Origin of the sequence: Baekduia alba, from assembly GCF_028416635.1 — a bacterium.
Lineage (GTDB): Bacteria > Actinomycetota > Thermoleophilia > Solirubrobacterales > Solirubrobacteraceae > Baekduia > Baekduia alba.
The window spans coordinates 2,620,679-2,633,577 of sequence record NZ_CP114013.1 but is presented as its reverse complement, the minus strand read 5'-3'; the positions used below and the strand labels follow the sequence as shown (position 1 = coordinate 2,633,577).

Below are 12,899 nucleotides of genomic sequence, written 5' to 3'. Positions count from 1 at the left end.
TGCCCGACGGGCCGACCAGCGAAGTGACCAGGTCGTCAAGAAGCCTGGTTCGAACCTTTGGCGCGTTGCCCCAACCCAGCAGCGACAAGGGTTCGCGCGCGGTGACCGCCGCGCGACGGGGCTACGCCGCCGGCGAGCCGTTGCGCTCGAGGCGCCGGAAGTTCCGCTTTCCGACCTGCAGGACGCGGCCGGCGAGCTGCTCGGCCGGGAGCGCGAGCGCGTCGGTGGCGACGGCCTCGCCGTCGAGCTTCACCCCGCCCTGGGCCAGCAGGCGCCGCGCCTCCGAACCCGACCGGCCGAACGCCTCGGCGATCAGCCCCGGCAGGAAGACCATGCCCTCGTCGTCGCCGGCGATTACGAAGGACTCGACGTCGTCCGGCGCCTCGTGCGTGACGAACAGCCGCTCGAAGTGCCGCTCGGCCGCGGCCGCCGCCTCGTCGCCGTGGAATCGGGCGACCACGCCGCGCGCCAACGCCCGCTTGAGGTCGCGTGGGCCGACGTCGCCCTGCGGCCGCGCGATCGACAGCAGCGAGAACCACGCGTCCATCGCGTCGTCGGGCAACCGCATGGTCTTGCCGAACTGCTCCTCCGGCGGCTCGGCGACGCCCACGTGGTTGCCGAGCGACTTGGACATCTTGTCCGTGCCGTCGATCCCCGGCAGGATCGGCATCGTCAGGATCACCTGCTCCGCCTGGCCGTACGCGCGCTGCACGTCACGCCCCAGCAGCAGGTTGAAGGTCTGGTCGGTCCCGCCGAGCTCCACGTCGGAGGTGATCGCCACCGAGTCGTAGCCCTGCAACAGCGGGTACATGGTCTCCAGCACCGAGATCGGCTGCTGCGCGGCGAAGCGCTTGGCGAAGTCGTCGCGCTCCAGGATCTGCGCCACCGTCGCCACGCGCGCGAGGCGGAAGAGGTCTTCGGCGCGCATGTCCAGCCACTCGCCGTTGCGCCGCACCTCGAGCAGCTCGGGATCGGAGCGCAGGACGGTGAACGCCTGCTGGCGGTAAGTCTCGGCGTTGGCGTCGATCTCCTCGCCCGAGAGCACCGGCCGCGTCGTCGAGCGCCCCGACGGGTCGCCAACGCGCGCGGTGTAGTCGCCGACGATCAGGACCACGCGGTGGCCGAGGTCCTGGAACTCGCGCAGCTTCTGGAGCACGACCGTGTGGCCGAGGTGGATGTCGGGCGCCGTCGGGTCCAGCCCGAGCTTGACCCGCAGCTGGCGCCCCTCCCGCTCGGCCAGCGCGAGCTTCGCCGCCAGCCCTCCGTCCGGCAGCGACTGATGGGCGTTGCGCAACAGCTGCGCGGCGGTCTCGGTGGGCTGAGCCATGGAGGCCGAATGCTAGAGTCCTAGGCCGTTTCCGGGATGGCTGCCGCCGGCCCGCGACCCCTCGCTCCGCGCCGACCGCCGGAGCGCATCGCCGCAATGAGCGACCCGACCGGACCGCATCTCGCACCCGTGCCCGACCCGCCGCCGGCGGGCGACCCTGCCGTCAAGCCCAAGCGGCGGACGAAGGTCAAGAAGCTCCGGCTGCTCGCGATCCTGATCCCGCTGGCCGGCCTGGCAGTCGTCTCGACGATCTTCGGGATGATGATGGCCGTCGCCTCCGACCTGCCGGGCCTCGAGCAGCTGCCCCAGGTCGCCAAGCGCAAGAACTCGGTCCTCTACGACGTGCGCGGCCGGCCGCTGACGACGCTGACGTCCAACCAGGGCCGGATCATCGTCGACAGCGACCAGATCGGCGCGTACGCGAAGTACGCCGTCATCGCGATCGAGGACCGGCGGTTCTACGAGAACTCCGGCGTCGACATCCGCGGCATCGGCCGCGCGTTCGTCCAGGACGTCGTGCAGGGCCGCCAGGCCCAGGGCGGCTCGACCATCGCCCAGCAGTTCGTCAAGAACGCGCTTCAGGCGCAGGCGAAGCGCACGGTCTTCGAGAAGCTGCGCGAGGCCGCGCTGGCCTACCACCTCACGCGCAAGTGGTCCAAGGACCGGATCCTGACCGAGTACCTCAACACGGTGTACTTCGGCAACGGCGCCTACGGGATCGAGGCCGCCGCGCGCACCTACTTCGGCAACGACCCCAACCACGTCGGCTGCGGCACCCACGGCAAGCCGATGTGCGCCGAGCAGCTCACGCCCGCCGAGGCCGCGCTGCTGGCCGGGATCATCGCCTCACCGAGCGGCTACGACCCGGTCGCGCACTACGGCGCCGCGATCAAGCGCCGCGACCTCGTGCTGAAGAACATGCTCGACCAGAAGCGGATCACCGACCCGCAGTACGAGGACGCGGTCCACGAGCAGTACACCGACAAGCCCAAGCCGCCGCACATCGACACCGTCCCGGCGAGCGCCGCGTACTTCGTCTCGTGGGTGCGCCAGAGCCTCGTCGACCAGGTCGGGCCCCAGCGCGCGTTCGAGGGCAACCTGCGCGTGCGGACGACGCTCGACGTCGACCTGCAGAAGAAGGCGCAGGAGGCCATCAACAAGAACCTGCAGTGGGCCGGCGGGCCGACCGCGTCGCTCGTCGCGATCGACAACAAGACCGGCGAGGTCCGCGCCATGATCGGCGGCCGCGACTACGACGAGTCGCCGTTCAACCTCGCCACCCAGGGCCAGCGCCAGCCGGGCTCGTCGATCAAGCCCTTCATCCTGGCCGAGGCGCTGAAGCAGGGCATCGGCCCCGGGACGGTCTTCCCGTCGCGCAAGCGGTTCTTCAAGCTCAAGAACAGCCGCGAGATGTTCGTGGTCAACAACTTCGAGAACGAGTACGCCGGCCAGTCGACGGTCGCCAACGCGTTGACGTTCTCCGACAACGCGGTCTTCGCCGCGCTGGGCATCAAGGTCGGGACCAAGAAGGTGGCCAAGCTCGCCGAGCGGATGGGCATCCGGACGCCGGTCTCGTCGAACCTCGCCATGACGCTCGGCGGCCTGCGCCAAGGCGTCACGCCGCTGGACATGGCCCACGCCTACGAGACGTTCGCCGCCGGCGGCAAGCGCATCACCGGCACGCTCGGCACCAGCGACGACGGGCCGGTCGGCATCCACCAGATCGATCGCGCGACCGACGACGGCAAGACCAAAGCCTACAAGAAGAACAAGGTCGTCGGCAAGCGCGTGCTGTCGGAGAAGCTGGCCGCCGAGGAGACGCAGCTGCTGACCGGCCCGGTGAAGTTCGGGACCGCGACGCGCGCGCAGTACGGCGGCTTCGCGGCCGGCAAGACCGGCACGACCGAGAACTCGGGCGACGCGTGGTTCGTGGGCTTCACGGACCGCTGGACGATCGCGGTGTGGGTCGGCTACCCGACGACGCTGAAGCCGATGCTGACCGAGTTCCAGGGCTCGTCGGTGACCGGCGGCACCTACCCGGCGATGATCTGGCGCGACTTCGTGCTCGGCGCGAACGCCGTCGTCGACACCCGCCGCAACAAGGAGCGCGAGAAGAAGGGCCTGCCGTCGCTGGAGGCCTCGACCACCGTGCCGCCGACGACCGGCGTCGCGCCGTCGGCCGCGCCGCGCGAGGGCGCCGCGCCGCAGGGCGCTGGCACGACCGGCGGCTCCACCGGCGGCACCGACGCCGGCGACACGCCGCCGGTGCAGACGACGCCGAAGACGACCACGCCGCCCGCCGGCGGCCAGACGCCGCAGGCGACGACCCCCACGCCGACGCCTACACCTACGCCGACCCCACCCGCCCAGACGACGCCCGTGACGCCGCCGGCCACGGGCGACGGGACAGGCGGCGGCACCGGCGGAACCGGCGCCGCCACCGGCGGCACCGGCGCGGGCTAGGGCTTGCCGGGGCGCGTTTCCGCCCCGGATCGCCGTGGCTGACGACCGCCGGCGAGCGCCGACGGGCGTCCGCCCTTCAAGCTCCGCCGGCGGCCGTCAGGCGCGGCGAGGCGGCGCGGAAACGAGCCCCGGAGGCCAGGGCTTCGAGACGTACCGGCTCCCCGCCGCGCTGAAGCGCCAGGGCAGGTCCACCGCCTTGGTGATCCCGATGCGGGGGCCGGCGATCAGGGTGGGGTCCTTCCAGCCGTCTTCGCGCGGGTGGATCAGGATCGGGCCTTCGAAGAGGTTGGTGTCGTTGAGGTCGAGGTCGATGCCGAGCGCCTGCGTGAGCTTGCCGGGGCCATTGCAGAGGTCGACCTCGCGGGCGACGCCGCGGCGGCCCAGCATCCGGTCGATCCCCTCGATCGGCTCCAGCGCCCGGATCAGCACGGCGGCGCCGACCTCGCGGTGCTCGCAGACGGCGTTGAGCAGCGCGTGGATCCCGTAGGAGCGGTAGACGTAGGCCTTGCCCGGGTCGCTGTAGAGCACGGACGTCCGGGCGGTCAGCCCGACGTAGGCGTGGGAGGCCGGCTCGGAGTGGTGGTAGGCCTCGGTCTCCACCACGACGCCGGCGCAGCCCTCGTGCTCGACGACGCAGCCGACCAGGTCCTGGGCGACGTCGAGCACCGGCCGGTCGTAGAAGGACGGCGGGAGACTCAAAGCAGCGCGCGGGCCTGCTCGAGCTGCTCGCGCACGCGCGCCAGGGCGGTGCCGCCCTCCGAGGCCTTGGACTCCAGCCACGACGACTGCGCCAGCACCGCGCGCGCGTCCTCGCCGAGCGCCGGGACCGCGACGTCGGCCAGCGACCGGCCGGACTCCACGGCCTCGCGCACCAGGCCGGCGATCACGCCGTGCGACTCGCGAAACGGCGTGCCCTGCTTGACGAGGAGGTCGGCGAGGTCGGTCGCGGCGATCAGCTCGTCGCTCGCGGCGGCGCTCATCCGCTCGCGGTCGAAGCGCGCGCCGGCGATCATCCCGGTTGCCGCGGCGAGGCACAGGCGCAGCGTGTCGACGGAGTCGAACAGGTGCTCCTTGTCCTCCTGCAGGTCCTTGTTGTAGGTCAAGGGCAGCGCGTGCATCACGCCGTGCAGCGCCTGGAGGTGGCCGACGATCCGCGGCGCCTTCGCGCGCAGCAGCTCGCCGGCGTCCGGGTTCTTCTTCTGGGGCATGATCGACGAGCCGCTCGACCACGCGTCGGGCAGGACGAGGAAGCCGAACTCCGACGAGGACCACAGCACGATCTCGGCCCCGAGGCGCGAGAGGTGCGTCGCGCAGGTGGCGGCGGCGCTCAGGTAGTCCAGGATGAAGTCGCGGTTGGCGACGGCGTCGACGGAGTTGGGTGAGACGCTGTCGAACCCGAGCTCGGCCGCGACCATCCGGCGGTCGGTGTCGAAGTTCACGCCAGCCAGCGCGCCCGCGCCGAGCGGCATGACGCCGCACGCGCGCTCGACGGCCGCGAAGCGCTCGCGGTCGCGCGCGGCCATCCAGAACCACGCGAGCAGGTGGTGCGACAGGTAGATCGGCTGCGCGCGCTGCAGGTGCGTGTAGCCGGGCAGCGCCCAGTCCAGGTGCCGCTCCGCGATCTCGACCAACACGTTCATGTAGGTCGTCAGCTGCTCCTGGGCGGAGCGCGCGGCCTCGCGGGTGAACATGGTGACGTCGGTGACGACCTGGTCGTTGCGCGACCGCGCGGTGTGCAGCTTGCCGCCGGGCCGGCCGACGATCGTCGTCAGCCGCCGCTCGACGGCCATGTGGATGTCCTCGTCGTCGGGCTCGAACGGGAACGTGCCGTCGCGCAACTCGCCCTCGACCTGGTCGAGGCCGGCGAGGATCGCGTCGCGGTCGTCGCCGCCGATGATCCCCCGCGCGGCGAGCATCCGCGCGTGGGCGCGGGACTGCGCGACGTCGTGGGGCCACATCCGCTGGTCGAAGCCCAGCGACGTGTTCATCTCCCGGAACGCGGGATCCTGCGGTTCGGCGAAGCGCGACATGTCGCGCGGAGTCTACGAACGGCCCAGCGAGTCCGCGATCTGGGCGACCTGGGTCGCCAGCGCGAAGCCCAGGATGTACAGCGACAGGCCCCAGCCGACCCACGGCGCCGAGCCCGGGCCGTAGAAGCGGCGCTCGCGCTCGCGCCAGTCGATGACGCCCGCGATCGCCAGGCAGACCAGGCCCATCGCCATCAGCAGCCAGGGCGCCCAACCGGCGACGAGGTACCGGACGTCGAGGTGGAACTCCGAGGCGATCGCGGCGATCACGCGGTGCCAGAGGAGGATCGGGAGCACGAGCGCGCCCGCGAAGCCGACCGCGCCCGTGCGTCGCGCCCGGCGGCGTGCCGCCTGTTCGCGCTGCCGTCGAGCACCGGCCGCCATGGCGACGGATGCTCCCATGGCGGGGCGAGCGCCGTCAGGCCAGGATGTCCGCCAACCTGGCCGCCCTTTGGCGGCCGCCGACCTTCGCGGAGTCAGCTCAGGATGTCCGCCAACGTGGCCGCACTTTGGCGGCCGCCGACCTTCGCGGAGTCAGCTCAGGATGTCCGCCAACGTGGCCGCACTTTGGCGGCCGCCGACCTTCGCGGAGTCAGCTCAGGATGTCCGCCAACGTGCCAGAGACGCGCTCGACCTGCGCCTGCGTCATCTGCGGGAAGAACGGCAGCGCCAGGGACCGCGCCGCGACGTCCTCGGCCACCGGGAACATGCCCTCGCGATAGCCGAACTCGTCCTTGTAGTAGGACATGAGGTGGATCGCGGGCAGGTAGGGCTTGGACTGGATGCCGCGGGCGCGCAGCGCGTTGATGACGTCGTCGCGCGACAGGCCGTCGCGCGGCACCTGGACGGTGAACACGAACCAGCCGCGCCGGTCGCCGTCGTGGGTCGCGCCGTCGGCGCAGGGCAGCTGGAGGCCGCGCTCGCGCTCCAGCCCGGCCAGCGCGTCGCGGTACCAGGCCGCGACCCGCGCGCGGGCGGCGAGCATGTCGTCGAGCCGGTCCATCTGCGCGATCCCGATCGCGCACGCCACGTCGCTGAGCCGGTAGTTGAAGCCGAGGCGGTCGTGGTCCAGCCAGTCCATGTTCGGCGCGCGGCCCTGGTTGCGCTCGGAGTCGACGCGGACCTTCATCGCCGCCTCCCCCATCGTGATCATCCCGCCCTCGCCCGTGGCGAGCTGCTTGTTGGGGTAGAACCCGAAGATGGAGGGGTTGCCGCGGCCCCCGACGGCGGGCCCGTCGTGATGGCGGGCGCCGAGCGCCTGCGCGGCGTCCTCGACGATCGGCAGGCCCAGCGCCTCGAACGCGACCATGTCGGCCGGGTAGCCGAAGATGTGGACCGGCACGATCGCGGCCGTCTTGTCGGTGATCGCGGCGCGCGCCGCCGCCGGGTCGAGGTTCAGCGTCACCGGGTCGATGTCGGCGAAGACCGGCCGCGCCCGCTCGTAGACCGCGGCGTTGGCCGTGGCGACGAACGTGAACGGCGACGTGACGATCTCGGTCCCGTCGGTCACGCCGGCCGCGCGCATCGAGAGATGCAGCGCGGTCGTGCCGTTCGAGACGGCGCTCGCGCACGTCGAGCCGACGTGCTCGGCGAACCGGCGCTCGAACTCCGGGACGCGAGGCCCGAGCGAGAGGTGCCCCGAGCGGAGCACCTCCAGGACCGCGTCCTCCTCGGGCTTGCCCATCACCGGCTGCGCGATCGGGATGATGTCCAACTCCTCGCGCTCCATACGCGCGGGGCCGGTGTCGGCGCTCATGTCGTCTTGGCCTCCGGCGCGCTCGCCGGCGCGCGCGCGGGACGGCGCTGCTCGACGAACTCCAGCGAGTCCACCAGCGCCTGCCACGACGCGGCGATCACGTTCTCGTGCACGCCGGTCGAGCCCCAGACCGCGGTGCCGTCGGAGGCGTCGATGAACACGCGCGTGACCGCGTCGGTGCCGTGCGCCTCGTCGAGGATGCGCACCTTGAAGTTCACGAGCTCGACCGAGGCCAGGTGCGGGTGCACCTGGACGATCGCGGCGCGCAGCGCGGCGTCCAGCGCGTTGACCGGGCCGTTGCCCTCGGCGGTCGTCACGTAGCGCTCGCCGTCGAGCCAGACCTTGATCGTGGCCTCGGTCTCGACCTTGCCGTCGGCGCGCTGCTCGACGATCACCCGCCAGGACTCCAGGCGGAACAGCGGCTGGTACTCCCCCGCCTCCTGGCGCAGCAGCAGCTCGAACGAGCCGTCGGCCGCCTCGTACTGGAAACCGCGGTGCTCGAGCTCCTTGACGCGTTCGATCACGCGCGAGGCCGCCGCGTCGTCGAGCGTCAGCCCGGCGGCCGCCGCCTTCTCCAACACGGTGTGCTTGCCCGCGAGCTCGCTGACCAGCAGCTCGCGCTCGTTGCCCACCAGCGACGGCTCGGAGTGCTCGAACGTCGTCGCGTCGGCGCGCACGCCGGCGACGTGCAGCCCGCCCTTGTGCGCGAACGCGCTGCGCCCGACCCATGCCGCGGCCGGGTCCGGGTTCTTGTTGAGCAGCTCGTCGACGAAGTGCGCGGTCTCGGTCAGCTTCGCCATCCGCTCGGGCCCGATCAGGTCGTGGCCGAGGCGCAGCTCGAGGTTGGCGATCAACGTCACGAGGTTGGCGTTGCCGGTCCGCTCGCCGATGCCGTTCATGGTGCCCTGCACCTGCGTCGCGCCCTCGGCCACGGCGGCCAGCGAGTTGGCGACGCCGACCTCGAGGTCGTTGTGGCAGTGGATGCCGACCGCGACCTCGACGCCGAGCTGCTCGCGCACCGCGCGCGTCGCGTCGGCGATCTGCTGCGGCAGCGACGAGCCGTTGGTGTCGCACAGCACGACGCGCTCGGCGCCCGCGACCGCGGCGGCGCGCAGGCACGCGACGCTGTACTCCGGGTCATCGCGGTAGCCGTCGAAGAAGTGCTCGGCGTCGTAGATGACGCGCTTGCCGGCGCCGACCAGGAACGCGACCGAGTCGCGGATCAGCTCCAGGTTCTCCTCGGCCGAGACGCGCACGACCTTCTCGAGGTGCAGCCTCCAGGTCTTGCCGACGATCGTGCACACCGGCGCGAAGCACTCGGCCAGGATCTGCAGCGCCGGGTCGTCCTGCGCCGCGACGTCGCGGCGGCGCGTCATGCCGAACGCGGCGATCTGCGCGTGCTGAAGCTCCTCCTGGGCGAGCAGCTCGAACAGCTCGAGCTCCTTGGGGTTGGAGGCCGGGAAGCCGGCCTCGATGACGTCGACGCCCAGCTCGTCGAGCTTGCGCACGACGCGCACCTTCTCGGCGGCGGTGAGCGACATGCCCTCGCCCTGCATGCCGTCGCGCAGGGTGGCGTCGTAGGTCTCGATCTTGTTGGTGGTCATGGTGGTGCTCCTTCGGGGTGGCAGGTCGGGGAACGCGCGGGCAGCGGCACGCGCGCCCTCACGGGCGCGTCGCGTGCCGCTAGCGAATTCGCCGACCAGCCCCCATCAGGAAGCAGCGACCTTGGAGAAGTGGTGCGCGGGGACCGGGTCGAGCCAGTGGGCGTAGCGGTCGCTGCGCCCGTGCAGCGCGTCCTCGAACGCCGCCTGCACCGCGCGCGTGAGCTCGCCCGGCCGGCCGGTGCCGATCGCGTGGTCGTCGACCTCGCGGATCGGCGTCAGCTCAGCGGCGGTGCCGGTGCAGTACAGCTCGTCGGCGAGGTAGAGCTCGGCGCGCGCGATCTGGCGCTCGACGACCTCGTAGCCGAGATCCTGCGCGATCTCGATGCACGACCGGCGGTTGATGCCGTCCAGGAGCGAGGCGCTCAGCGGCGGCGTGAAGATCTTGCCGTCGCGCACGATGAAGAGGTTCTCGCCGGTGCCCTCGCACACGTAGCCGTGGTCGTCGAGGAGGATCGCCTCCTCGTAGCCGGATTTGTGGGCCTCGACCTTGGCGAGGATCGAGTTGAGGTACTGGCCCGTGGCCTTGGCCTGCGGGATCAGCGAGTCCGGGCTGATGCGCCGCCAGGACGAGACGCGGGCGCGGATGCCGTTGGCCTTGCCCTCGTCGCCGAGATAGCTGCCCCACGCCCAGGAGGCGATCGAGACGTCCACCGGCGCGTCGAGCGGGAACAGGCCCATCGTGCCGTAGCCGCGGTAGACCAGCGGGCGGATGTAGCAGGCGCGCTGGCCGTTGCGGCCGATGAGCTCGAGCGTCGCCTCGCGCAGCTGCTCGCGCGTGTACGGGATGTCCATGTAGTACATCGACGCGGACTTGAAGAGCCGGTCGACGTGATCCTGGTGGCGGAAGACCGCCGGACCCTTGGACTCGGTGTCGTAGCAGCGCACGCCCTCGAAGACCCCGGTCCCGTAGTGCAGGCCGTGCGTGAGCACGTGGACCTTGGCGTCCTCCCAGGCGACGAGCTCGCCGTTCATCCAGATGAGGTCCGCTGCGTCCACGCTTGCTCTCCTTCGACTAACCCAATGCGGCGAGCACGGCCTCGGTCGCCTCGGCGGTGCTCGCCGTTCCTCCGAGGTCCCGGGTACGCAGCCCCTGGTCGAGGGCCTTGTCCACCGCCGATTCTAGGGAGGTCGCCTCGGATTCCAAGTTCAGGCCGTGGCGGAGCAGCAGCGCGGTCGACAGGAACATGGCCAGCGGGTTGGCGATGCCCTGGCCGGCGATGTCTGGCGCCGAGCCGTGGACCGGCTCGAACAGGCCGGGTCCGCCGGCGCCCAACGAGGCGCTGGGGAGCATGCCGATCGAGCCGGTGAGCATCGCGGCCTCGTCGCTGAGGATGTCGCCGAACAGGTTCTCGGTGACGATCACGTCGAAGGACGTCGGGTTGGAGACGAGCTGCATCGCGGCGTTGTCGACGAGCACGTGCTCGAGCGGGATGTGGCTGAACTCGCGCTGGTGGAGGTCGACGACGACCTGGCGCCAGAGGCGGCTGGTCTCCAGCACGTTGGCCTTGTCGACGCTCGTCACCTTGGTCCGCGCCGCCTCGAAGGCGCTGCGGGCGATGCGCTCGATCTCCTCGGCGGAGTACGCGCAGAGGTCGGAGGCGGTGGTCTCGGTGCGCGTCTTCTCCCCGAAGTAGATGCCGCCGGTGAGCTCGCGGACGACGAGCAGGTCGGTGCCGTCGATGATCTCGCGGCGCAGCGGGCTCGCGTCGTACAGCGCCGGCAGCGGCCGGACCGGGCGCAGGTTGGCGTACAGGCCCATGCCCTTGCGCAGGCCCAGCAGACCCTGCTCGGGGCGCGGCTTGGACGCGTCGGTCGTGTCCCACTTCGGACCGCCGACGGCGGCGAGCAGGACGCCGTCCGCGGCCCGGCACGCGGCGAGCGTGTCGTCGGTCAGCGCGGTGCCGTGGGCGTCGATCGAGGCGCCGCCGAAGACGTGCTCCTCGATGGTCACGTCGGGCACGAAGCGCTTGAGGAGGTCGACGGCGGGCGCGAGGATCTCGGGCCCGATGCCGTCGCCGGGGAGGGTGACGATGCGGGTGGCCATGCGGGGTGCCACCTTATCGGCGGCACTGGCGACACGCTCGCCTGGCGGCTCGCGGTCGGCGCGAGCTCGCCAAAGGCTCCTTCGCGCGGTGGCCGGCAACGGCCACCGCGCGAGAGGTGCGTCTAGAAGGGCAGGCCGCCCTTGAACGGCTCCGTGCCGTTGACGAGCGTGAGGTCCGGGAACCCGTGAGCGCGCGCGTAGGCGATCTCCTTGCCGATGGCGCCGACGCCGTTGGAGGCGACCAGCGGCGCGAGCGCGACGGTGCTCAGGATGCCGAGCGCCTCGCCGTCGCCGTTCACGAACGCCGAGCCCGAGTCACCGGGGATGCCCGGGGTCAGCGTGTACAGCGTGTAGGACCAGCCGCCCGCGCTGACCTCGACGACCTTGCCGCGCTTCGGGCTCAGCTGCGTGATGCCGCCGCGCAGCTCGGAGTTGCCGTAGCTGTAGACGTCACCCAGCGCCGCGGCCGTGCCGACGCCGGCCGGCCCGCCCCACTTGGGGATCGACGGGTTGGTGGCGGCGACGTCGGACGGGTCGAGCTTGATCAGCGCCAGGTCGTTGTAGGCGCAGGTCTCCTCGTCGGTCTCGCCGCCGGCCTGCATCGTCAGCCACGAGTTGTAGGCCAACGCCCCGGGCTTGGACGCGCCCGTGACGTCGACCGGCGTGCCGACCGGGAGCGAGCCCGAGTCGCAGCCGTTGGTCTCGGTCGAGCCGCCGGTGCCGGAGCAGTGCGCGGCCTGACCGAGGTACGTGCTGCCGCCGCTGGTGAACACGAAGTTGGCGGTGCACTGCGCGCCGTCGGTGAACACCTGGACACCGGGGTGGATCGTGGCGCTCGACGCGGGCGCCCAGGCCTGCGCGGACCCGGCTCCCACCCACCCTACGACCAGCGCGGCGACCGTGGCAGCGGACGCCAAGAGGCGTCGGGACATGGTTCTCCTCCTGCTCCCGCGCGCAGGGGCGCGGGTCGTTTGCGTTGCGGTGGTGCACACGCTGCAACGCGCGGGAGGGAGGGAACTTGCGGTCTAGAGCGCGGTGGTGACCGGGCCCGACCGCTGGCGGTCGGCCTCGTAGGTGTCGATCGCGCTCACCTGCTGCAGCGTCAGCGCGATGTCGTCCAGGCCCTCGAGGAGGCGGTGCTTGATGTCGGGGTCGATCTCGAAGGTCGCGGTCTGCACGCCGTCGGCGCCCTCCCAGCGGACCTCCTGGGCGGCGAGGTCGACCTGGGCGCTGCCGGCGTCGGCGACGGCCTGGCACTCCTGCGCGGTCAGCTGCACGGGCAGCAGGCCGATCTTGGTGCAGTTGGACTTGAAGATGTCGGCGAACGACGACGCGACGACGACGCGGAAGCCGTAGTCCTCCAGCGCCCACGGCGCATGCTCGCGCGACGAGCCGCAGCCGAAGTTGCGGCCGGTGACGAGGATCTGGTTGACCGGCAGGTCCCAGCCGGCCTCCTTGGCCCAGTCGTAGAACAGGAACTCGCCGAACCCCGTGCGCTCGACGCGCTTGAGGAACTGCTTGGGGATGATCTGGTCGGTGTCGACGTCGTCGCGCATCAGCACGCTGACGGGACCGGTGATGGTTTCGATGGCCTTCATGATGGCGGGGTGGGTGGGTC

General features: G+C 71.6%; 11 protein-coding genes. 1 reads left to right on the top strand and 10 read right to left on the bottom strand.

Annotated features, from left to right (window positions below; genetic code table 11):
• Positions 1–121: 121 nt before the first annotated feature.
• Entirely contained in the window at positions 122–1,327 is a 1,206-nt protein-coding gene (tyrS, locus tag DSM104299_RS13160) for a tyrosine--tRNA ligase (RefSeq protein ID WP_272477768.1), read from the bottom strand.
• Between the two features lie 96 nt (positions 1,328–1,423).
• Here tyrS and DSM104299_RS13155 point away from each other — a divergent pair, with 96 nt between their 5' ends.
• A complete protein-coding gene (locus tag DSM104299_RS13155; protein ID WP_272477767.1) occupies positions 1,424–3,790 on the top strand; it encodes a transglycosylase domain-containing protein in 2,367 nt (788 codons plus the stop codon).
• A 96-nt stretch (positions 3,791–3,886) separates the two neighbouring features.
• On the opposite strand, the gene DSM104299_RS13150 is transcribed toward DSM104299_RS13155, so the two are convergent.
• The 9 genes from DSM104299_RS13150 to leuD all read right to left on the bottom strand — a co-directional run bounded on the left by DSM104299_RS13150 (position 3,887) and on the right by leuD (position 12,879).
• The gene (locus DSM104299_RS13150; RefSeq protein WP_272477766.1) at positions 3,887–4,570 is read right to left on the bottom strand and encodes a DNA-3-methyladenine glycosylase; all 684 of its coding nucleotides are present in this window, start codon (positions 4,568–4,570) and stop codon (positions 3,887–3,889) included.
• Positions 4,486–5,820 (bottom strand): argininosuccinate lyase, encoded by a 1,335-nt coding sequence (argH, locus tag DSM104299_RS13145; RefSeq protein WP_272477765.1) that lies wholly within the window; start codon positions 5,818–5,820, stop codon positions 4,486–4,488. The genes DSM104299_RS13150 and argH overlap by 85 nt, the downstream gene beginning before the upstream one ends.
• Before the next feature lie 12 nt (positions 5,821–5,832).
• On the bottom strand, positions 5,833–6,201 hold the full coding sequence (locus DSM104299_RS13140) for a hypothetical protein (RefSeq protein ID WP_272477764.1): 369 nt from the start codon (positions 6,199–6,201) through the stop codon (positions 5,833–5,835).
• A gap of 208 nt (positions 6,202–6,409) precedes the next feature.
• Positions 6,410–7,573, bottom strand: coding sequence for a DegT/DnrJ/EryC1/StrS family aminotransferase (locus DSM104299_RS13135; protein WP_272477763.1), 1,164 nt, complete (start codon positions 7,571–7,573; stop codon positions 6,410–6,412).
• A complete protein-coding gene (gene cimA, locus DSM104299_RS13130) occupies positions 7,570–9,177 on the bottom strand; it encodes a citramalate synthase (protein ID WP_272477762.1) in 1,608 nt (535 codons plus the stop codon). The genes DSM104299_RS13135 and cimA overlap by 4 nt, the downstream gene beginning before the upstream one ends.
• Before the next feature lie 105 nt (positions 9,178–9,282).
• On the bottom strand, positions 9,283–10,233 hold the full coding sequence (locus tag DSM104299_RS13125; RefSeq protein ID WP_272477761.1) for a branched-chain amino acid transaminase: 951 nt from the start codon (positions 10,231–10,233) through the stop codon (positions 9,283–9,285).
• Positions 10,234–10,249: 16 nt separating this feature from the next.
• Positions 10,250–11,281: a 3-isopropylmalate dehydrogenase gene (gene leuB / locus DSM104299_RS13120; RefSeq protein ID WP_272477760.1), complete on the bottom strand. Its 1,032-nt coding sequence runs from the start codon at positions 11,279–11,281 to the stop codon at positions 10,250–10,252.
• Between the two features lie 122 nt (positions 11,282–11,403).
• On the bottom strand, positions 11,404–12,213 hold the full coding sequence (locus DSM104299_RS13115; RefSeq protein ID WP_272477759.1) for a S1 family serine peptidase: 810 nt from the start codon (positions 12,211–12,213) through the stop codon (positions 11,404–11,406).
• Positions 12,214–12,306: 93 nt separating this feature from the next.
• Positions 12,307–12,879, bottom strand: coding sequence for a 3-isopropylmalate dehydratase small subunit (leuD, locus tag DSM104299_RS13110; protein ID WP_272477758.1), 573 nt, complete (start codon positions 12,877–12,879; stop codon positions 12,307–12,309).
• Positions 12,880–12,899: the final 20 nt, after the last annotated feature.